Below are 20,208 nucleotides of genomic sequence, written 5' to 3' on the forward strand. Positions count from 1 at the left end.
GGACGGTTGACCGCTGGTGCGGACGTAAAAGGTGACCCTGCGGGTACGCCTGAAGTTCGAGTTATCGGCACCGCCCGTCCAGCAGCCTGAACTCCCGAGCGCGGCACTTTCTCGATAGAGGACTTGCCACCGAGGAGAATCCCATGCGCGCACTCACCTATCACGGCAGCCACGACGTTCGCGTCGAAACGGTGGCCGACCCGGTCATCCAGGCCGACGACGACATCATCCTGCGGGTAACCGCCACCGCCATCTGCGGCTCGGACCTGCACCTGTATCGCGGCAAGATTCCCCAAGTGAAGGATGGCGATATCTTCGGCCACGAGTTCATGGGCGAAGTGGTCGAAGCCGGCAGCGCAGTGACGCGGGTGAGCAAGGGCGACCGCGTGGTGGTGCCCTTCGTCATCGCCTGCGGCACCTGCTTCTTCTGCGCCATGAACCTGCACGCGGCCTGTGAAACCACCAACCCCGGGCGCGGCGCCATCCTCAACAAGAAGCAGATACCTTCCGGCGCCGCGCTGTTCGGTTACAGCCATTTGTACGGCGGGCTGCCCGGCGGCCAGGCCGAATACGTGCGCGTGCCCAAGGCCAACGTCGGGCCGATGAAGATTCCCGACACCCTGGTCGACGAACAGGTGCTGTTTCTCACCGACATCCTGCCCACCGGCTACCAGGCCGTGCTCAACGCCGGCATCGGCCCGGGCAGCAGCGTGGCCATCTACGGCGCCGGGCCGGTCGGCCTGATGTCGGCGGCCTGCGCGCGCCTGGCCGGTGCCGAACAGATCTTCATGGTCGACGAGCATCCCTATCGCCTGGAGTTCGCCCGCCAGGTCTACGGAATCATTCCGATCAACTTCGATGAGATCGACGACCCGGCGGCCGCCATCATCGAGCAGACGGCGGGCCATCGCGGCGTGGACGCGGTGATCGACGCCGTGGGCTTCGAGGCCAAGGGCAGCACGACGGAAACCATCCTCACCACCCTCAAGCTCGAGGCCAGCAGTGGCAAGGTGCTGCGCCAGTGCATCGCCGCCGTGCGTCGTGGTGGCACGGTCAGCGTGCCGGGGGTGTATGCCGGCTTTATCCACGGTTTCCTGTTCGGCGACGCGTTCGACAAGGGCCTGACCTTCAAGATGGGCCAGACCCATGTGCAGGCCGTGCTGCCGATGCTGCTGGAGCATGTGGAGCGCGGCGAGCTGAAGCCAGAGGTGATCATCAGCCACCGCCTGAACCTGGAGCAGGCCGCCGAGGGCTACCGCCTGTTCGACAAGAAGGAAGACGACTGCCGCAAGGTGGTGCTGCGTCCCTGAGCGGCGCCATTCATCCCATTGGCTGAACTTCGCCGACTTTCGCCGCTTCTACTCCAGGCAACTCACATCAGGAGAGTCATCCATGCGCAATCTAAAACAACTCACCCTGGGTCTATGCGCCGCCGTCGCCCTGAGTGCCGGTTCCGTCGTGCACGCCAACGAAGCATCCGCCGAGCAGGTCAGCCCACGCAACTTCGTCGAGGAAGCTTCGGCCAAGGGCATCGCCGAGATCGAGACCGGCAAGCTGGCCCTGGAAAAAGGCACCACCGCCGACGTCAAGGAGTTCGCCCAGAGCATGGTCGAGGACCACACCGCGGCCAACAAGGAACTCAGTGCGCTGGCCACCAAGAAACAGCTGGAGGTGTCCACCGACGCCGAGCTGATCAATCAGGCCAAGGCACTGATCCTCAAGCTGCGCGGTGAGGCCTCGTTCGACAAGGCCTACATGAACAACCAGGTCATGGCGCACAAGGAAACCATCGAGCTGTTCCAGAAGGCCAGCAATGCCGAGGATGCGGAGATCGCCGCGTTCGCCAAGCAGACCCTGCCCAAGCTCGAGCATCACCTGAAGATGGCCGAGCAGATCAACTCCCAGCTGCCCGAGCAGTGATGGATGCGGAGCCCGGGATCACCGGGCTCCGCTGTCTTCAGCCCTTGCTGTGCTCCGGGGAGGACGGCGGATGGGCCAGGCCACGCGGCCCCAGCACGCCCCAGACCACCAGGCCGATTACCGGAAACAGGGCGATCCCGAGGGACCACAACGCCTTGCTTTCCACACCCTTGTCGCTGCGATAGACGCTGAGGATGGCCCAGACATCGAGCAGCAGAATGATCGCCGCCAGGGCAATGAACAGCAGTGTGAATTCGCCAAACATGATGTTTCTCCTGCGGGTGGTGTTTCTGTTGTGTCCACAGCCACGCCCCACGGTTCAGGCGAAATCGATCGAACGCGCGGCGCCTTGCGCGCCTCGAATATTGCGAGCCCCACCACGAGGTAAGCGTCATGCCCTCCTCCGCCCTCCGCCACGCCGAGCGTTCCAGCGAGGAACTGATCGACCTGCTGCGGCGTAGCGCCGAGCCGCTGCCGGATATCGAAGCGCCCGAATTCGCCACGCCCTTCTCGCGCTACGGCGACGCCCGGGTGGTGCTGATCGGCGAGGCCAGCCATGGCACCGCGGAGTTCTACCGCGCCCGCGCCGCCATCACCCGGCGCCTGATCGAGCAGCACGGTTTCAACATCGTCGCCATCGAGGGCGACTGGCCGGACGCCGCACGCATCGACCGTCATGTGCGGCATGTCGAAGCGAGCGGCGACGAAGACGGCGTCTTCGCCCGATTCCCCAGCTGGATGTGGCGCAACCGCGAGACGTTGGAGTTCGTTCGTTGGCTGCGCGGCCATAACGCCGGCCAGGTGCCGGCCGAGCGCGTCGAGTTCCGTGGCCTGGACATCTACAGCCTGCGCGCCTCGATGGCCGCCGTGCTGCGCTACCTGGACCAGAACGACCCGGCGCGCGCCGCCGAGGCACGCCAGCGCTACGCCTGCCTGACGCCCTGGCAGGACGACCCGGCCGCCTACGGCCAGCGCGTCGAATGGGGCGATGGCGACTCCTGCGAGGCGGCGGTGATCGAGCAGCTCGGCGAGCTGCTGTGGGCACGCCTGGAGAGTCTGGAACGTGACGAGGGACTGTTCGACGCGGCGCAGAACGCCCGCGTGGTGCGCGCCGCCGAGCAGTACTACCGGCTGATGTACCGCGCCTCGGTGTCATCGTGGAACCTGCGCGACAACCATATGTTCGACACCCTCAAACAGGTGCTCAAGCACCGCGGCCGCCAGGCCAAGGCGGTGGTCTGGGCGCACAACTCGCACGTCGGCGATGCCGCCGCCACGGCCATGGGCTGGCAGGGCGAGTTCAACCTCGGCCAGCTGTGCCGCATCGGCTGGGGCGACGACGCGGTACTGATCGGCATGGGCACCGACCACGGCGAGGTGGCCGCCGCCGACGACTGGGGTGGCGAGCTGAAGATCAAGTCGGTGCTGCCGGCGCGTGCCGACAGCTGGGAGCACCTGTTCCTGCGCGTCGGCCTGCCCGCCGCGCTGACCGACTGGCGCGGCGCCGGCAAGAGCGCCCTGCGCCACGCCCTCGACGAGCCGCTGCTGCAACGCGCCATCGGCGTGATCTACCGGCCGCAGAGCGAACGCCAGAGCCACTACTACGAGAGCGTGCTGGGCGAGCAGTTCGACGCCTACCTGTGGTTCACCCGCACCTCGCCGATCACCCCGCTGGACGACCCCGCCGGTCTTCAGGGGGCCGCAGCCGACACCTTTCCCTTTGGAGTCTGAGATGGCGCAGTCCGCGGAATTCAGTGACCGCCACCAGGCCGGTCTGGCCCTGGCCGGCGCGTTGCGCGAGTTGCACTTGCACGAGCCGGTGGTGCTGGCCCTGCCCCGTGGCGGTGTTCCGGTCGGCCACCCGATCGCCCGCGAACTCGGCGCGCCCCTGGATATTCTGCTGGTGCGCAAGATCGGTGCGCCCGGCCAGCCGGAATTCGCCCTGGGCGCGGTGGTGGATGGCGTGGAACCGCAATGGCTGGTGGATGAAGAGATGCTGCGTCTGTTCGATCCGGCGCCCGGCTGGTTCGCCCAGCAGGTGACCGAGCAGCTGCGCGAGATCGAGCGACGCCGCTCCCTGTACTGCGGCCCTCGCCTGCCGGTGCCGCTGGAGAACCGCGAAGTGATCCTGGTGGACGACGGCCTGGCCACCGGCAGCACCGTGCGGGTGGCCTTGCAGGGCCTGCGCAAGTTGCGCCCGCGCCGGGTGGTGCTGGCCGTGCCGGTGGGGCCGAGCGAGACGGTGGAAAAGCTGCGGCCACTGGTGGACGAGCTGATCTGCCTGGTCACCCCTGAGCCGTTTCGCGCAGTCGGCGACCACTATCTCGACTTCCGCCAGGTCTCCGATCTGGAGGTCATGGAGCTGCTGTCGCCGGGAGCGCGCATATGAATGTCCCCTATCCGTTCGACGGGCGCCTGCTGCTGATCGGCTTCGGCTGCATCGGCCGGGGCGTTCTGCCGCTGTTGCTGCGGCACATCGACCTGCAACCGGCGCAGGTGCTGATCATCACCCCCGACGATGCCGATCGGCCCATCGCCGAGCAGTACGGGGTCGAGCTGCGCACCCTGCGGCTCAGCGAGGACAACTACCGGACGGAGCTTGCGCCGCTGCTCGGCCCCGGCGACTTCCTGCTCAATCTCTCGGTGCAAGTGGAGAGCGCGGCGCTGATCGCCCTGTGCCAGGAGCACAACGCGCTGTACCTGGACACCTGCACGGAGCCCTGGGCCGGCGCCTATACCGACAGCCAGCAATCGGCCTCCGAGCGCAGCAACTACGCCCTGCGCGAACGCCTGCTGGCGCGCCGCCGCGGTGAAGCCGGCGGCAGCACGGCGCTGATCACCCACGGTGCCAATCCGGGGCTGGTCTCGCACCTGGTCAAGCAGGCCCTGCTGCATCTGGCCAGCGACCTCGGCCAGCCCCAGGCCGCCCCGCTCGACCGCCTGGGCTGGGCGAGCATGGCCCAGCGCCTGGGCGTGCGCTGCATCCATATCGCCGAGCGCGACTCGCAATACGCCGCGCAACGCAAGGTCGACAACGAGTTCGTCAACACCTGGTCGGTGGACGGCTTCATCAGCGAGGCCTGCCAGCCCGCCGAACTGGGCTGGGGCAGCCACGAGAAGAGCCTGCCGGTGGACGGCCGGCGCCACGCGTTCGGCTGCCAGGCGGCGATCTACCTGCAGCGCCCGGGCGCCGCCACCCGCGTGCGCACCTGGACGCCATCCGGCCCCACCCAGGGTTTTCTGGTGACCCACAGCGAGGCCATCTCCATCGCCGACTACCTCACCGTCGGCCGTGGCGAGCACCCCGAATACCGCCCCACCGTGCACTACGCCTACCAGCCCTGCGACGATGCCCTGCTGTCGCTGCACGAGCTGGCCGCGCGCAACTGGCAACCCCAGTCGCGTCAACGCCTGCTGGACGAGGACATCGCCGGCGGCCGCGACGAGCTCGGCGTACTGCTGCTCGGCCATGCGCGCACCGCCTACTGGTACGGCTCGCGGCTGAGCATCGACGAGGCCCGTGGGCTGTGCCCGCACAACAGCGCCACCAGCCTGCAGGTGACGGCCACGGTGATGGCCGGGGTGATCTGGGCCATGGCCAACCCGGATCGCGGCATTCTCGAACCCGACCAGCTGCCGCACGAGGAGATCCTCGGGCTGTGCCGTCCCTACCTGGGCGAGCTGGTCGGACTGTACAGCGACTGGACGCCCCTGCAGGACCGGGAGCGGCTGTTCGATGAGGCGCTGGATCGTGACGACCCCTGGCAGTTCGTCAACTTCCGCGTGGACTGAAAGGGAGCAACAGCATGTTCGACTCATTCAACCTGATTCTGCCGATCCGCCTGTTCGGCGCCACGCTATTGCTGGCCGGACTGGTCATGGCCGCCGGCGACATCCGCCTGAGCGCGCCGCTGCAGGAATTCTTCGGTGACCTGCTGCTGTTGTCGGTGGGGGCGCTGTTTCTCCTGCGCCGTGGCGAGGCCCTGGCGCTGTATGCACTGGTCACGCTGATCGCCAGCCTGTGGGCGCTGCTGGAAGTCAGCGTGGACGGCTGGCAGCTGCTGCCGCGGCTGCTGATCTGGTTCGTCGTCGGCCTCCTGCTGCTGCCGGCCAACCAGGCCCTGGGGCGCACCCTGGAGGCGCGCAGCCTGCGTGCGCAGTGGATGAAGTGACGCATGCCGAACCCTAGTCACGAACTGCTGGTGGGCTGCGCCGAATGCGATGGCATTCTGCGCCTGGGCTTCGATGCCGCCAGCGGCCGGCTGGAACAGCGCCCGCTGCAGCGCATCACCGCGAGCAAGGCCTCGTGGCTGGTGGTATCCGCCGACGGCGAGCGGCTGTTCGCCCTGGAGGACGTGCAGGGCGGCGGCCGGATCAGCGCCCTGCGCCGCGACGCTGCGGGGCAGTTCATCGTCACCGCCAGCATGCCCAGCGAAGGCGTGGAGGCGGTACATGGCTGCCTAGGCGAGGAAGCGCGCCATCTGCTGGTCGCCCATTACTGCACGGATGCGCTGCCCGGCGGTTCGCTGGCCGTGCTACCGGTCAGTGCCGACGGCCTGGGCCGGGTAACCCAGCTGCTCGCCGAACCGTTCGAGCGCCCCGGTGCGCAGCGCCAGGCCTCCTCGCATATCCACTGCGTGGTGGTGGCGCCGGATGGCCTCCATGTCTTCGCCTGCGACCTGGGGGCGGACCGTGTCTACGAGTATCACTACCAGGGCGAGCGCAGCGATCCGCTGGCGCCGGCCAACCCGCGCCATCTGCAGCTACCCGAGGGCAGCGGGCCGCGCCATCTGCTGTTCGATGCCGGCGGGCGGCACGCCTACCTCACCCTGGAGCTGAGCAACCAGGTCGCCCTGCTCGACTATCAGGATCGGCGTCTGCGGCTGCGCACCCTGTATGACCTCGACCCGCCGCTGCAACCGCCGGCGGACCGGCGCCTGGGCGCCCTGCACCTGTCGGTGGATGGGCGCTTCCTCTATGTCAGCCGGCGCGGCGCGGAAAACCAGCTGGTGGTCTACGCGGTGGACCCGCTCGACGGCGCGCTGGAGGAACGGCAGCGGCGCGACAGCGGCGGCGTGGAGCCCCGCGAGTTCGCGCTCGCGCCGGATGGCCGCTTCCTGCTGGTGGCCAACCAGCGCAGCGACAACCTGCTGGTGATGCAGCGTGACCCCGACAGCGGCCTGCTCGGCGACACGCTGCAGGAGCTGCACGTACCTAGCCCCAGCGATCTCAAGTTCATTGGCCGCCCTTATGGATAACGCCTGGCTCGACCTGCTGCCCTGGCCCGAGCTGCGCACCCTGGGCGTCGCGTTGCTGGTGGCGCTGCTGCTGGAAGTGGTGGCCGGCTGGTTGCTGCGCCTGCTCACCCGCCTCACCTATAACCTGCTGGCGGCCCGCGAGCTGCTGCAGCGTGCCCGCGCGCCGGTGCGCATGCTGCTGCCGCTGTGCGGGGTGCAGGTGGTGCTGAGCTCGGCGCCGGACCAGCTGCTGCTGATCGATGGCGCCCGCCGCCTGGTGCTGCTGGCGATGATCGCCGCCTTCACCTGGCTCGGCTTGCGCGCGGCGGACGCGATCCAAAGGGTCATAGTGGCCAAGCACCCAGTGGACGTGGTGGACAACCTGCAGGCGCGGCGCATCCAGACCCAGACCAGGGTGCTGGTGCGCACGCTCAGCGTGTTCGTGGTGATCTTCGGCGCCTCGACCATGCTCATGACCTTCCCCGCCGCGCGCCAGTTCGGCGCCAGCCTGCTGGCCTCGGCGGGGCTCGCCGGCCTGGCGGTGGGCTTCGCCGCCAGGCCAGTGCTGGGCAACCTGATCGCCGGGCTGCAGATCGCCCTGACCCAGCCGATCCGCCTGGACGACGTGGTGATAGTCGAGAACGAATGGGGGCGCATCGAGGAGATCACCGGCAGCTACGTGGTAGTGCGCATCTGGGACGACCGTCGCCTGGTGGTGCCGCTGCAGTGGTTCATCGAGCATCCGTTCCAGAACTGGACCCGCAGCAACTCGTCCATCACCGGCGCGGTGCTGCTGTGGGTCGACTACTCCACGCCGCTGGAGCCGCTGCGTCATGAACTCGTGCGCCTGTGCGACCAGGCCACTCATCTGTGGGATGGCCGGGTGCGGGTGCTGCAGCTGATCGACACCGGCGAGCGGGCGATCCAGCTGCGCGTGCTGGTCAGCTCGGCCAATTCCTCGCACAACTGGGATCTGCGCTGCTACCTGCGCGAGAACCTGGTGAACTTCATCTGCGCCAACTTCCCCGGCTGCCTGCCGCAACTGCGTGCCTCGGTGGGCAGCGCATCGGGCGTCGATCTGGTGGAGAAGACGCCGAGCGGTCAGGTGGTGGAGGCGGAGCGCCAGCCGCCGGTGTGAGTCGTTCGCGGCAGAGGCGGCTCATCGTAGGGTGGTCTCGCTGCAGGCAGCCCACCACAGGACGCAATGGTGTACTGCCTGCGGCGAGTACACCCTACAAAACGGGGCCTCACATCACCCGCAGCCGCTCGTAGTAATAAGGCAGCTGCAGCAGCGCGTAGCGCGCCGCCGCGTAGCGCACCTCGTTGCGCTCGCCCTCGAACTTCAGGGTCTCGCTGACCACGCCCTCGTGGTCGTTGATGCGCATGGCGCAGGCGAAGCACTGCACCCCGTCCATCGGCCCATCCGCCTCGGCCAGCCCAGTGTTGGCCAGGGCGATGTCGGCGCGGCTCATCTTCAGCGCGCCCAGGGCCATCTCCCGGGTCACCTCCTCGCTGGTCAGGCCGAAGTGATCGATGGTCATGCGGTTGACCCCCAGACACATCTGCTTGGCCTCCGGCGAATAGACCACGAAACCGCTGTCCAGCACCGCTCCGCTGCCGGAGATCTCGGCCATCAGCGAGGCCATCAGGCCGCCGGTACAGGACTCGGCGGTACTCAGGGTCAGACGGTACTTCTCCAGGAAGTGCACTACCTGCTCGACGCTCTGCATCTGCGGACCTCTCTGCCGATGGGGTTGGCTGTTGCCCATGGGAAGGCCGCGCGGCGCTCAAAGTTCAAGTTTTCCGGTCGGGGGCGGCCTGCAAAAAAGTCGAAACTTTCCCGAACGCGCTCCGGTCAGGGAAAGAGTATGGGGTTGTCGTTGATTAGCAGACGACGCCAGTCGGGCCAAGCAGAGCCGACTTGGCACGGGCGCCTTGTGTGGCGGCCCAGGCGAAGCGGCAGGCGATCCACTGATTTCGGAGTAAAGACATGGGAAACGTCGCTGTGACCGCAAGAATTGATGCACAGGCCATGACACAGCTTCCAGCTCCACCGCACCTGCACGTCGAGAGCCTGCATGAGCAGAAGAAGCGGGTTCTTTTCGTCACCTCCGAGTTCGCCGACCTGGTCAAGGTCGGCGGCCTGGGAGACGTGTCCGCCGCCCTGCCCCGCGCGCTGGCGAGTCATCACGATATTCGCGTGCTGATTCCCGGCTACAGCCAGGTCATGGAAAGCGGCCAGAACATCCGCATAGTCGGTGAGGTCGGCGGCCACGCCGCCTTGCCACCCTGCAAGATCGGGCGCATGGACCTGGCCGACGGGATGATCGTCTATGTGCTGATCAACCCCGAACTCTACGAGCGCGACGGCACGCCCTATGGCGACGCCCACGGCCGTGACTGGGCGGACAACCATATCCGCTTCGCCCGCCTGGGCCTGGCCGCCGCTGAGATCGCCAGCGGTACCGCGTGCATCCGCTGGTGCCCGGAACTGGTCCACGCCAACGACTGGCCGGCCGCCCTGGCTCCGGCCTACATGGCCTGGCGCCAGGTGGCCAGCCCCACCGTGCTTACTATCCACAACCTCGCCTACCAGGGCCTGTGCGACCTGCAGTGCAGCGCCGAGCTGGGTATTCCCGCCGAGGCCTGCAGCAGCGACGGCATGGAGTTCTACGGCAAGCTGTCGTTCCTCAAGGCCGGCATCGCCTACGCCAGCCACGTGACCACGGTGAGCCGCACCTACGCCGAGGAGATCACCACTCCGGCCTTCGGCTGCGGCCTGGAGGGCATGCTGCAGGCGAAGGTCGCCGACGGCCAGCTCAGCGGCATCGTCAACGGCATCGACGAGAGCTGGGAGCCGCGCACCGACCCGCACCTGGTGCAGGGCTTCGGCGTGCGCCAGTGGCAAGGCAAGCGCGCCAATGCCACCCATGTCGAGCAGATGCTCGGCCTGGACGCGGATTCCGGCCCGCTGTTCGCCGTGGTCTCGCGCCTGGTGCAGCAGAAAGGCATCGACCTGACCCGCGGCGTGGCCGAACAGATAGTCGCCTTGGGCGGCCGCCTGGCGGTGATCGGTCGCGGCGAGCCGGAGCTGGAGGCGGCCATGACCGAGCTGGCTCAGCGCCATCCGGGACGCATCGGCGTGCATATCGGTTTCAACGAGACGGACGCCCGGCGCATCTTCGCCGGCAGCGACTTCCTGCTCATGCCCTCGCGCTTCGAGCCGTGCGGCCTGAGCCAGATGTACGCCCAGCGCTTCGGTTCGCTGCCGATCGCCCGGCGCACCGGTGGCCTGGCCGACACCATCGAGGATGGCGTCACCGGCTTCCTGTTCCGCGAATCCACCCTGGAGAGCTACCAGGAGGCGGTGCAGCGCGCGTTCAACGTCTATCGCCACCCCGAGCTGCTCAGCGCCATGCGCTGCCGCGCCATGGCCGCGCCGCTGTTCTGGCGCCAGTCGGTGCTGCCCTACGACGAGCTGTATCAGGAGCTGCTGGGTGCCACTCGCCTCGCCGCGGACGCGCTTTGATGTACAGCCACGGAGCCACACGGCTTGATCAAGGGCGCACGCGCTTCGCCCTGTGGGCGCCCGACTGCCGCGAGGTAGTGCTGGAGCTGCAGGACGGCGCGCTGCATCCGATGCAGGAGGCGGCGGACGGCTGGTTCGAGAGCGAGCTGGAATGCCCGGCGGACACCAGTTACCGCTTCATCGTCGACGGTAGCCGGAGGGTGCCGGACCCGGCCTCGCGCCGGCAGTTCGGTGATGTGCACGGCTTCAGTCGGGTGGTCGATCATCGCAGCTATGTATGGCGCCATGCCAACTGGCGCGGGCGGCCCTGGCACGAGACGGTGATCTACGAGCTGCACGCCGGCCTGCTGGGCGGCTACGCCGGCGTCGAGGCGCTGCTGCCGCACCTGGCCGAGCTGGGCGTGACGGCCATCGAGCTGATGCCCCTGGGGGAATTCCCCGGGAGGCGCAACTGGGGTTACGACGGCGTGCTGCCGTTCGCCCCGGACGGCAGCTACGGCACGCCGGAACAGCTCAAGCACCTGATCGACAGCGCCCACGGCATGAGTCTGATGGTGTTCGTCGACGTGGTCTACAACCACTTCGGCCCGGACGGCAACTACCTGGGCCACTACGCCAGCGCATTCTTCCGCGAGGACCGCCATACGCCCTGGGGCGCGGCCATCGACTTCCGCCGCCCGCAGGTGCGCGACTTCTTCTGCGAGAACGCCCTGATGTGGCTGCTCGACTACCGCGTCGACGGCCTGCGCCTGGACGCCGTACATGCCATCGGCGACGACGACTTCCTCGCCGACCTGGCCGACCGGGTGTATGCCGCGGTGCCCCGCGGCCGCCACGTGCACCTGATCCTGGAGAACGAGAACAACTCAGCCGGCCTGCTGGAGCGCAGCTACACTGCCCAGTGGAACGACGACGGCCACAACGCCCTGCATGTGCTGCTGACCGGCGAGACCGAGGGCTACTACGCCGACTTCGCCGAGGATGCCACCGCCAAGCTGGCCACCTGCCTGGCCGAGGGCTTCGTCTACCAGGGCCAGGCCAACCGCCATGGCAAGCCGCGAGGCGAGCCCAGCGGCCAGCTGCCACCCATGTCCTTCGTACTGTTCCTGCAGAACCACGACCAGGTCGGCAACCGCGCCTTCGGCGAGCGTCTGGCCGCCATGGCCGACGAGGATGCGCTGAAGGCCGCCACCCTGCTGTTGCTGCTGTCGCCCATGGTGCCGCTGCTGTTCATGGGTGAGGAATGGGGTTCGATCCAGCCGTTCCTGTTCTTCACCGATCACCAGGGCGAGCTGGCCAATGCAGTGCGCGATGGCCGGCGCAGCGAGTTCGCCGAGTTCTCGCGCTTCGCCGATCCGGCGCTGCTGCAGCGCATTCCCGACCCCAACGACATGGCCACCTTCACCCGCTCGCAGCCGGACCTGGCGCCCAGCAGCCAGCCGCGCCAGCGCGAGTGGCTGGACTACTACCGGCGCCTGCTGCACCTGCGCCACAGCCGCATCGTGCCGGCCCTGCCCGGCACCCATTCGCTGGGCGTCACGGTGCTGGCCCCCAGCGCGCTATCGGCCGGCTGGCGCCTCGGCAATGGTCAGCTGCTGCGCATCGACATCAACCTGGGCGGCCTCGCCGTGGAAACCGGTGCCCGTTCGCCGGCCGGCAAGCTGCTATGCGCCCACCGGGTCAACGAGGACGAGTATCGCCAGGGCCTGCTGCCTGCGTGCAGTGCCCAGGCCGTGCTGGAGGTGGCGCCATGAGCGACGCCCTGCTCGCCGAACTGGCCGACGCCGCCGGCCTCAGCGTGGACTGGCAGGATGCCCACGGCCGCCCGCAGCGGGTCAGCCCCGAAGCACAGCGGCGCCTGCTGGAGTCCCTCGGCTATCCGGCGCAGAGCCCGCAGCAGATTCAGGGCAGCCTGGCCGAGCTGCGCCAGCGCGACGCCGACCCGGCCACCGACCCGCTGCTGACCCTGGAACGGGGCCAGGCCACGCGGCTGCGCGGCTTCGCGCCGGAAGAACCCTACAAACTGACCCGCGAGGACGGCCAGGTGCAGTCCGGCCGGCTAGATCAGCACGGCTGCCTGCCCGCCCAGGAGCTGCCCGGCTATCACCGCCTTGAGATCGGCGATGTGCGCCTGACCCTGGCCGTGGCGCCGCCGGCCTGCCGTAGCGTCGAAGAGCTGTGCGGCAAGCGCCACGCCTGGGGCCTCACCGCCCAGCTGTATTCGCTGCGCCGCCCCGGCGACGGCGGCCTGGGCGACACCCGCGCCCTGGAAGAGCTGGCCCGGCATGCCGCCAACCATGGCGCCGATGCCCTGGCGATCAGCCCGGTGCACGCCATGTTTTCTGCCGATCCCGAGCACTACAGCCCCTACTCGCCCTCCAGTCGGCTGTTCTTCAACGTCCTGCACGCCGACCCGGCCAACCTGCTGGGCAGCGAACCGGTGGAATGGGCCATCGAAGCCTGCGACCTGCAGGAGGAATGGACGCGCCTGGAGCAGCTGGAACTGATCGACTGGCCTGCCGTGGCCAAGGCCCGGCAGTGCCTGTTGCGCGAGCTGTACCGCGACTTCCGCGAGAACGGCGGCGCCCTGCTCGGCAACTTCACCGCCTTCTGCGACGCCGGCGGCGACGCCCTGCTGCAGCACTGCCGCTTCGAGGCGCTGCATGGCCACATGCTCGGCAGTGGCGAGTCCGGCGACTGGCGCAACTGGCCGGAGCACTTCCGCGATCCACGCCATGCGGCGGTGCAGCGCTTCGCCAGCCAGCACTCCGATGAGGTCGGCTTCCACGCCTTCTCCCAATGGCTGGTGGCGCGCGGCCTGGAGAGCGCGCAGACGGTGGCCAGCGGCGCCGGCATGGGCATCGGCCTGATCGCCGATCTGGCGGTGGGCGCCGATTGCGCCGGCAGCCAGGCCTGGAGCCGCCAGGACGAGCTGCTGCAGGAGGTCACGGTCGGCGCGCCGCCGGATATCCTCAATCGTGCCGGGCAGAACTGGGGCGTATCCGCCTTCTCTCCCGACGGCCTGCGCCGTCACGGTTTCCGCGCCTTCATCGAGATGCTCCAGGCCAACCTGGCGCATGCCGGCGGCATCCGCATCGATCACGTGATGGGCCTGCAGCGCCTGTGGGTCATCCCCCACGGCGGCGAGCCCCAGGAAGGCGCCTACCTGCGCTACCCGATGACTGACCTGCTGCGCCTGCTGGCGCTGGAGTCCCACCGCCATCGCGCGCTGATCATCGGCGAAGACCTCGGCACCGTGCCCGAGGGCCTGCGCGAGGAGCTGGCGCGGCGCAACATCCTCGGCATGCGCGTGCTGCTGTTCGAACAGCACGACGGCCGCTTCATCGCCCCGCGCCACTGGCCACGCGATGCCCTGGCCACCACAAGCACCCACGACCTGCCGAGCATCAAGGGCTGGCTGGCCGGCCACGACATCGACTGGCGCCTGCGCGCCGGCCACAGCCGCGCGGAACAGGAGAGCGACGACCGTGCCGGGCGCGCCCGGGAGAGCGCCGCGCTGGTCGATGCGCTGGCCGAGCACGGCCGTCTGCAGGGCTCGCGTGAGGACGCCGATGCCTGCCTGCAGGCCAGCATCGATTACATCGGCCGCACCCCGGCGTCACTGGTGCTGTTGCCGCTGGAGGACGCCACCGGCGCCGACCAGCAGCCCAACCTGCCCGGCCCAGGCCAGCTGCACCCCAACTGGCGCCGGCGCCAGGCCCTGCCGGTGCGCCAGCTGCTGGAACAGCCGGACACCGAGCGCCGCCTGACCCGGCTGGCCAAGGCGCGCCAGGAGGCCAGCGATGATTGATTTGCGCGCCACCCTGCGCCTGCAGTTCCACCAAGGCTTCACCCTGCATGACGCGGTAGAGCTGGTGCCCTACTTCGCGCGCCTGGGTATCAGCCATGTGTACGCCTCGCCGCTGCTCACCGCGCGGTCTGGCTCGATGCACGGCTACGACGTGGTCGACCCGACCCGGATCAACCCCGAGCTGGGCGGCGAGCCCGGCCTGGTGCGTTTGGTCGAGGCCCTGCACGGGCGCGGCATCGGCCTGATCCTCGACATAGTGCCCAACCACATGGCGGTCGGCGGCGATGCCAACCCGTGGTGGCTAGACCTGCTGGAATGGGGCAAGGACAGCCCCTTCGCCAAGTTCTTCGACATCCAGTGGCACTCCCACGACCCGCTGTTGGCCGGCCAGCTGCTGGTGCCCTTCCTGCGCACCGACTATGGCGAGGCCCTGGCCGGCGGCAGCATCGGCCTGCACTTCGACCCGGAACAGGGCCGCTTCTATGCCCAGCACTTCGAGCATCGCCTGCCGATAACCCCGCCCAGCTATGGCGAGATCCTGCGCGGCGCCGACGACCCGGCGCTGGCCGAGCTGGCCAGGCGTTTCGACGCCCTTCACGGCGACAACGATGCCTGGCACGGCGCGCAGCCGCTGTGCGCCGAACTGGCCCAGCTGGGCCGTCCGGAGGCTGCTGGCGAGGCCCTGCACAGAGCGCTGGCCCGCTATCGCTGCGACGATGAGGCCGGTGTGCAGCGCCTGCACCGCCTGCTGGAACGTCAGCATTACCGGGTAGCCAGCTGGCGCACGGCGGCCGACGACATCAACTGGCGGCGCTTCTTCGACATCAACGAACTGGGTGGCCTGCGTGTGGAACGCCCGGAAGTGTTCGAACTGACCCACGGCAAGATCTTCCAACTGATCGAACAGGGCCTGGTCGACGGCCTGCGCATCGACCACGTGGACGGCCTGGCCAATCCGCGCGCCTATTGCCGGCGCCTGCGCCGGCGTGTCGACCGGCTGCTGGCAAAGCGCCCGCAGGCGATGTTCGGCCAGCACTTCCCGATCTACGTGGAGAAGATCCTCGGCTACGGCGAGCACCTGCCGGACAGCTGGAATGTGGATGGCACCACCGGCTACGAGTTCATGAACCAGCTCGCCCTGCTGCAGCACGACCCGCGCGGCGAGCAGCCGCTGCGTGAGCTGTGGAGCGAACTGGGCGGCCGCCCCCAAGAGTTCGCCGAGGAGGCACTGGAGGCGCGGCGCCTGGTGCTCGGCAGCTCGCTCACCGGCGATCTGGAGGAAGTCGCCCAGGGCCTGCTGCAGGTGGCGCGCAACGACATCGCCACCCGCGACCTGACCCTGGCCTCGATCCGTCGTGCGCTGCTCGAGCTGATCGTGCATTTCCCGGTGTACCGCACCTACGCCAACGCCTGCGGCCGCTCCGAGCAGGACCAGCGCGTGTTCCAGCAGGCACTGGATGGCGCCCGCCTGACCCTGGCCGAAGCCGACTGGCCGCTGCTCGAGCACCTCGACCGCTGGCTCGGCGGCCAGCCGCTGCACGAGCTGCCGCCGGGGCGTCCGCGCAAGCTGCGCGCGCGGGTGCTGAGCCGCTTCCAGCAGCTGACCTCGCCGGTGGCGGCCAAGGCGGTGGAAGACACCGCCTGCTACCGCGCCGGCGTGTTGCTGTCGCGCTACGACGTGGGCTTCGACGCCGAGCACTTCAGCCAGCCCCTGGAATACTTCCACCAGTGCAACCGCGAGCGGGCCAGCAAGCTGCCGTACAACCAGCTGGCCACCGCCACCCACGACCACAAGCGCGGAGAGGACAGCCGCGCCCGGCTGGCCGTGCTCAGCGAACGCGCGCCCTGGTATGCCGAGAAGGTCCAGCGCTGGCGCACCCTGGCCGCACTGTGGCGCGGCGACCTGCCGGAAGGCGCGCCGAGTGCCGATGAGGAACTGATCCTCTATCAGGCCCTGCTCGGCAGCTGGCCACTTGACCTGGGCGCGGACGATGCCGAGGGTCTGCAGGCCTACCTGCAGCGCATGCGCACCTGGCAACAGAAGGCCCTGCGCGAGGCCAAGCTGAACAGCAGCTGGAACGCGCCCAACGCCGAACACGAGGCGGCCTGCCAGGAGTTCCTCGAACGCCTGCTGACCCGTCCGGAGGGCCGCGAGCTGCGCCTGGAACTGGTCGCCGCGGTGGCCACCATTGCGCCGGCCGGCGCCCTCAACAGCCTGGCCCAGTGCCTGCTGAAGTACAGCGCGCCGGGCGTGCCGGACCTGTACCAGGGTTGCGAGTACTGGGACTTCAGCCTGGTCGATCCGGACAACCGCCGGCCGGTGGACTTCGCCGCCCGTGTCGCCTCGCTGGACGGCCTGGCCGAGCCGGCCGAGCTGCTCGGCCACTGGCAGGATGGCCGGATCAAGCAGTGGCTGATCGCCAATCTGCTGGCCATCCGGCATGCCCGCCCGCAGCTGTTCGCCCGCGGTGACTATCGCCCGCTGGACGTCGAGGGCGAACAGGCCAGCCGCGTCCTGGCCTTCGCCCGCAGCGTTGGCGACACCCATCTGGTGGCCGTGGTGCCGCGCCTGGCCGCCGGCCTGCTGGGCAGCAGCGAGGTGCCGCACATACCGGCCGCACGCTGGGGCGATACCCGCGTCTTGCTGCCGCCGGAGTTCGCCGGTCTGGGGCTGACCGGCATCCTCCCGCCACATTCACCGACCAACCATGGGCATCTGCTGCTGGCCGAAGTGCTGGCGGAGTTCCCGGTCAACCTCATTTGCCTAAAACCGCGCCAGGAGAATGGTCATGAGCATCGATGAACAACGCGTCCGCGAATTCGCCTATCAGATCTGGGAATCCGAGGGTAAGCCCGTCGGCCAGGAGGACCGCCACTGGGCCATGGCCTACAAGCTGGCCGAGGCGGAAGCGGCCAGTGAGCAACTGCCGACACCCAAGCCGCGGCGCATCAGCAAGCCCAAGGCGGTGACGCTGGCCGAGGCGGAGGCCCAGGCCGAACAGCCGGCACTGCTGAAGAAGCAACGCGCCCCGCGCAGTACCACCAAGATTCCCAAGGCCTGAGAGGTGAACATGGGTAAGCAGCGCTCGCGCATCGCCGAAGGCCACCCCTTCCCCCTAGGCGCCACCTGGGATGGGCTGGGCGTCAACTTCGCCCTGTTTTCCGCCCACGCCACGAAAGTGGAGCTATGCCTGTTCGACGATCAGGGCAAGACCGAAATCGAGCGCATCGAGCTGCCCGAGTACACCGACGAGATCTGGCACGGCTACCTGCCGGACGCCCACCCCGGTCAGGTCTATGGCTACCGGGTGTACGGCCCCTACGAGCCGGACGCCGGGCACCGCTTCAACCCCAACAAGCTGCTGATCGACCCCTACGCCAAGCAGCTGGTGGGCAAGCTGCAGTGGTCCGAGGCGCTGTTCGGTTACACCATCGGCCACCCGGATGCCGACCTCAGCTTCGACGAGCGCGACAGCGCCGCCTTCGTGCCCAAGAGCAAGGTCATGGACCCGGCCTTCACCTGGGGCGAGCAGGCGCCGATCCGCGTGCCGTGGGACAGCACCATCCTCTACGAGACCCACCTGCGCGGCATCAGCATGCTGCACCCGGCGGTGCCGGAGAACCTGCGCGGCACCTGCGCGGGGCTGATGAACCCGGAGCTGCTCAAGCACATCCGCTCGCTCGGGGTGTCCAGCATCGAGCTGCTGCCGGTGCATGCCTTCGTCAACGACCAGCACCTGCTGGAAAAGGGCATGAACAACTACTGGGGCTACAACAGCATCGGCTTCTTCGCCCCGCACCCGGCGTACCTGGCCAGCGGCAAGGTCAGCGAGTTCAAGGAGATGGTCGCGCATCTGCACGATGCCGGCCTGGAGCTGATTCTCGACGTGGTCTACAACCACACCGCCGAGGGCAACGAGCGTGGCCCGACCCTGTGCATGCGCGGCATCGACAACGCCAGCTACTACCGCCTGATGCCGGACGACCGGCGCTACTACATCAACGATTCCGGCACTGGCAACACCCTGGACCTGTCGCACCCCTGCGTGCTGCAGATGGTCACCGACTCGCTGCGTTACTGGGCCACCGAGATGCGGGTGGACGGCTTCCGTTTCGACCTGGCGACCATCCTCGGCCGCTATGCCGACGGCTTCGACGAGCGCCACAGCTTCCTGGTCGCCTGCCGCCAGGACCCGGTGCTGAGCAAGGTCAAGCTGATCGCCGAACCCTGGGACTGCGGCCCCGGCGGCTACCAGGTCGGCGGCTTCCCGCCTGGCTGGGCGGAATGGAACGACAAGTTCCGCGATAACGCGCGGGCTTTCTGGAAAGGCGACGAGGGCCAGCTGGCCGAACTGGCCAGCCGCCTCACCGCCTCGGGTGACCTGTTCAACCAGCGCGGCCGCCGCCCCTTCGCCTCGGTCAATTTCATCACCGCCCACGACGGTTTCACCCTGCGCGACGTGGTGTCCTACGACCACAAGCACAATGAGGCGAATGACGAGGACAACCGCGACGGCACCGACCACAACATCTCGTGGAACCACGGCTGCGAGGGACCGAGCGACGACGAGCAGATCCGCGAGCTGCGCCTGCGGCAGATGCGCAACCTGCTGGCCACCCTGCTGTTCGCCCAGGGCACGCCGATGCTGCTGGCCGGCGACGAGTTCGGCCGCACCCAGCAGGGCAACAACAACGCCTACTGCCAGGACAACGAACTGAGCTGGGTGGACTGGAACATCGATGAGGAAGGCCAGGGTCTGATCGCCTTCACCCGGCGCCTGATCGCCCTGCGCCGCGCCTACCCGATCCTGCGCCGTGGGCGTTTCTTCGTCGGCCATTACAACGAGGAGCTGGGGGTCAAGGACGTGACCTGGCTGGCGCCCGGCGGCGAGGAGATGACCGAGGAGCACTGGCACGACGGCGAGGCCCGCTGCATGGGCATGCTCCTGGATGGCCGCGCCCAGCCCACCGGCATACGCCGCAGCGGCGCCGACGCCACCCTGCTGCTGATCCTCAACGCCTACCACGAGGCCGTGGACTTCCTCCTTCCGGAAGTCGCCGAAGGCTCGGCCTGGATCGGCCTGCTCGACAGCAATCAGCCGCAACAGCGCAGCACCGAGCAGTTCGCCTTCGGCAGCCAGTTCCAGGTGGCGCCGCGCTCGCTGCTGCTGTTCAAGCTGCAGAAGGAAAGCGACTGATCCGCGGCGAAAAAAGCCTGAACCGCGCCTCTCCCCTCCAGTCGGAAGCTGTAGGCGCCGCAAAAGCGGCGCTGTCACTTTCGACACAGGAGGACGACATGAAGATCAGCGAAATCATGACCCGCAATGTGCAGACAGTGCGCCCCGACGACAGCATCCGCGATGCCGCCGCACTGATGGCGCGCATTGACAGCGGCGCGCTGCTGGTCGAGGAAAACGACCGCCTGGTGGGCATGCTCACCGACCGCGACATCGCCGTGCGCGCGGTGGCCGAAGGCCTGAACAGCGACACCCCGGTACGCCAGGTGATGAGCAGCAACGTCTGTTACTGCTTCGAGGACGAAGACGTGCAGCACGTGGCGCAGAACATGGCCGACATCCAGAAACGCCGCTTGCCGGTGCTCAGCCGCGAGAAGCGCCTGATCGGTGTGGTGTCCCTCGGCAACATCGCCAGTGCCCGTAGCGACAAGTCCAGCGGCACCCTGCTGCGTGGCGTGAGCCAGGCCCACTGAG

The 20,208-nt window shown here is 68.4% G+C and carries 17 protein-coding genes; 15 read left to right on the forward strand and 2 right to left on the reverse strand.

Annotated features, from left to right (window positions below):
- Positions 1-143: 143 nt before the first annotated feature.
- Together OH686_RS01210 and OH686_RS01215 are read left to right on the forward strand one after the other, a co-directional pair.
- The gene (locus tag OH686_RS01210) at positions 144-1,310 is read left to right on the forward strand and encodes a zinc-dependent alcohol dehydrogenase (protein ID WP_289535830.1); all 1,167 of its coding nucleotides are present in this window, start codon (positions 144-146) and stop codon (positions 1,308-1,310) included.
- An 82-nt stretch (positions 1,311-1,392) separates the two neighbouring features.
- A complete protein-coding gene (locus OH686_RS01215; RefSeq protein WP_289535831.1) occupies positions 1,393-1,920 on the forward strand; it encodes a DUF4142 domain-containing protein in 528 nt (175 codons plus the stop codon).
- Between the two features lie 37 nt (positions 1,921-1,957).
- On the opposite strand, the gene OH686_RS01220 is transcribed toward OH686_RS01215, so the two are convergent.
- A complete protein-coding gene (locus tag OH686_RS01220) occupies positions 1,958-2,185 on the reverse strand; it encodes a PLD nuclease N-terminal domain-containing protein (protein WP_289535832.1) in 228 nt (75 codons plus the stop codon).
- 128 nt (positions 2,186-2,313) lie between these two features.
- Between OH686_RS01220 and OH686_RS01225 the strand changes: the two genes are divergently transcribed.
- Genes OH686_RS01225 through OH686_RS01250 form a run of 6 tightly spaced genes read left to right on the forward strand, consistent with a single transcriptional unit; the run spans position 2,314 to position 8,295 of the window.
- Positions 2,314-3,651: an erythromycin esterase family protein gene (locus OH686_RS01225; RefSeq protein WP_289535833.1), complete on the forward strand. Its 1,338-nt coding sequence runs from the start codon at positions 2,314-2,316 to the stop codon at positions 3,649-3,651.
- 1 nt (position 3,652) lies between these two features.
- Positions 3,653-4,309 (forward strand): phosphoribosyltransferase, encoded by a 657-nt coding sequence (locus tag OH686_RS01230; protein WP_289535834.1) that lies wholly within the window; start codon positions 3,653-3,655, stop codon positions 4,307-4,309.
- Positions 4,306-5,712, forward strand: a complete 1,407-nt coding sequence (locus OH686_RS01235) for a homospermidine synthase (protein ID WP_289535835.1) — start codon at positions 4,306-4,308, stop codon at positions 5,710-5,712. The genes OH686_RS01230 and OH686_RS01235 overlap by 4 nt, the downstream gene beginning before the upstream one ends.
- 14 nt (positions 5,713-5,726) lie before the next feature.
- A complete protein-coding gene (locus OH686_RS01240) occupies positions 5,727-6,092 on the forward strand; it encodes a hypothetical protein (RefSeq protein ID WP_289535836.1) in 366 nt (121 codons plus the stop codon).
- 3 nt (positions 6,093-6,095) lie between these two features.
- Positions 6,096-7,178, forward strand: a complete 1,083-nt coding sequence (locus OH686_RS01245; RefSeq protein WP_289535837.1) for a lactonase family protein — start codon at positions 6,096-6,098, stop codon at positions 7,176-7,178.
- A complete protein-coding gene (locus tag OH686_RS01250) occupies positions 7,171-8,295 on the forward strand; it encodes a mechanosensitive ion channel family protein (protein WP_289535838.1) in 1,125 nt (374 codons plus the stop codon). The genes OH686_RS01245 and OH686_RS01250 overlap by 8 nt, the downstream gene beginning before the upstream one ends.
- A gap of 109 nt (positions 8,296-8,404) precedes the next feature.
- Here the strand turns inward: OH686_RS01250 and OH686_RS01255 are convergent, their stop codons facing one another.
- Positions 8,405-8,887, reverse strand: coding sequence for a CinA family protein (locus OH686_RS01255; RefSeq protein ID WP_137973176.1), 483 nt, complete (start codon positions 8,885-8,887; stop codon positions 8,405-8,407).
- 302 nt (positions 8,888-9,189) lie between these two features.
- On the opposite strand from OH686_RS01255, the gene glgA reads away from it, so the two are divergent.
- The 7 genes from glgA (at position 9,190) to OH686_RS01290 (ending at position 20,207) form a co-directional block, all read left to right on the forward strand.
- A complete protein-coding gene (glgA, locus tag OH686_RS01260; RefSeq protein WP_289535839.1) occupies positions 9,190-10,686 on the forward strand; it encodes a glycogen synthase GlgA in 1,497 nt (498 codons plus the stop codon).
- Positions 10,686-12,440, forward strand: coding sequence for a malto-oligosyltrehalose trehalohydrolase (treZ, locus tag OH686_RS01265; protein WP_289535840.1), 1,755 nt, complete (start codon positions 10,686-10,688; stop codon positions 12,438-12,440). The genes glgA and treZ overlap by 1 nt, the downstream gene beginning before the upstream one ends.
- Entirely contained in the window at positions 12,437-14,497 is a 2,061-nt protein-coding gene (gene malQ / locus OH686_RS01270; RefSeq protein WP_289535841.1) for a 4-alpha-glucanotransferase, read from the forward strand. Before treZ ends, malQ begins: the two co-directional genes overlap by 4 nt.
- Positions 14,490-17,300, forward strand: a complete 2,811-nt coding sequence (locus OH686_RS01275; RefSeq protein WP_289535842.1) for a malto-oligosyltrehalose synthase — start codon at positions 14,490-14,492, stop codon at positions 17,298-17,300. The genes malQ and OH686_RS01275 overlap by 8 nt, the downstream gene beginning before the upstream one ends.
- Complete coding sequence (locus OH686_RS01280; protein WP_289535843.1) at positions 17,287-17,559, forward strand: DUF2934 domain-containing protein; 273 nt, start codon at positions 17,287-17,289, stop codon at positions 17,557-17,559. Before OH686_RS01275 ends, OH686_RS01280 begins: the two co-directional genes overlap by 14 nt.
- 9 nt (positions 17,560-17,568) lie before the next feature.
- Positions 17,569-19,695, forward strand: coding sequence for a glycogen debranching protein GlgX (gene glgX / locus OH686_RS01285; protein WP_289535844.1), 2,127 nt, complete (start codon positions 17,569-17,571; stop codon positions 19,693-19,695).
- A gap of 98 nt (positions 19,696-19,793) precedes the next feature.
- Positions 19,794-20,207 (forward strand): CBS domain-containing protein, encoded by a 414-nt coding sequence (locus OH686_RS01290; RefSeq protein WP_289535845.1) that lies wholly within the window; start codon positions 19,794-19,796, stop codon positions 20,205-20,207.
- The last annotated feature ends 1 nt before the right edge of the window (position 20,208 follow it).

The organism is Pseudomonas sp. SO81, assembly GCF_030374125.1.
In the GTDB taxonomy this organism is placed as follows: domain Bacteria; phylum Pseudomonadota; class Gammaproteobacteria; order Pseudomonadales; family Pseudomonadaceae; genus Aquipseudomonas.

What these genes read in the sequence shown, in the direction of transcription:
- malQ (WP_289535841.1), top strand. Translation starts at nt 12,437, where the DNA reads ATGAGCGACGCCCTGCTCGCCGAACTGGCCGACGCCGCCGGCCTCAGC.
- OH686_RS01275 (WP_289535842.1), top strand. Translation starts at nt 14,490, where the DNA reads ATGATTGATTTGCGCGCCACCCTGCGCCTGCAGTTCCACCAAGGCTTC.
- OH686_RS01235 (WP_289535835.1), top strand. Translation starts at nt 4,306, where the DNA reads ATGAATGTCCCCTATCCGTTCGACGGGCGCCTGCTGCTGATCGGCTTC.
- OH686_RS01245 (WP_289535837.1), top strand. Translation starts at nt 6,096, where the DNA reads ATGCCGAACCCTAGTCACGAACTGCTGGTGGGCTGCGCCGAATGCGAT.
- treZ (WP_289535840.1), top strand. Translation starts at nt 10,686, where the DNA reads ATGTACAGCCACGGAGCCACACGGCTTGATCAAGGGCGCACGCGCTTC.
- glgX (WP_289535844.1), top strand. Translation starts at nt 17,569, where the DNA reads ATGGGTAAGCAGCGCTCGCGCATCGCCGAAGGCCACCCCTTCCCCCTA.
- OH686_RS01280 (WP_289535843.1), top strand. Translation starts at nt 17,287, where the DNA reads ATGAGCATCGATGAACAACGCGTCCGCGAATTCGCCTATCAGATCTGG.
- OH686_RS01240 (WP_289535836.1), top strand. Translation starts at nt 5,727, where the DNA reads ATGTTCGACTCATTCAACCTGATTCTGCCGATCCGCCTGTTCGGCGCC.
- OH686_RS01290 (WP_289535845.1), top strand. Translation starts at nt 19,794, where the DNA reads ATGAAGATCAGCGAAATCATGACCCGCAATGTGCAGACAGTGCGCCCC.
- OH686_RS01210 (WP_289535830.1), top strand. Translation starts at nt 144, where the DNA reads ATGCGCGCACTCACCTATCACGGCAGCCACGACGTTCGCGTCGAAACG.
- OH686_RS01230 (WP_289535834.1), top strand. Translation starts at nt 3,653, where the DNA reads ATGGCGCAGTCCGCGGAATTCAGTGACCGCCACCAGGCCGGTCTGGCC.
- glgA (WP_289535839.1), top strand. Translation starts at nt 9,190, where the DNA reads ATGACACAGCTTCCAGCTCCACCGCACCTGCACGTCGAGAGCCTGCAT.
- OH686_RS01255 (WP_137973176.1), bottom strand. Translation starts at nt 8,887, where the DNA reads ATGCAGAGCGTCGAGCAGGTAGTGCACTTCCTGGAGAAGTACCGTCTG.
- OH686_RS01250 (WP_289535838.1), top strand. Translation starts at nt 7,171, where the DNA reads ATGGATAACGCCTGGCTCGACCTGCTGCCCTGGCCCGAGCTGCGCACC.
- OH686_RS01220 (WP_289535832.1), bottom strand. Translation starts at nt 2,185, where the DNA reads ATGTTTGGCGAATTCACACTGCTGTTCATTGCCCTGGCGGCGATCATT.
- OH686_RS01215 (WP_289535831.1), top strand. Translation starts at nt 1,393, where the DNA reads ATGCGCAATCTAAAACAACTCACCCTGGGTCTATGCGCCGCCGTCGCC.
- OH686_RS01225 (WP_289535833.1), top strand. Translation starts at nt 2,314, where the DNA reads ATGCCCTCCTCCGCCCTCCGCCACGCCGAGCGTTCCAGCGAGGAACTG.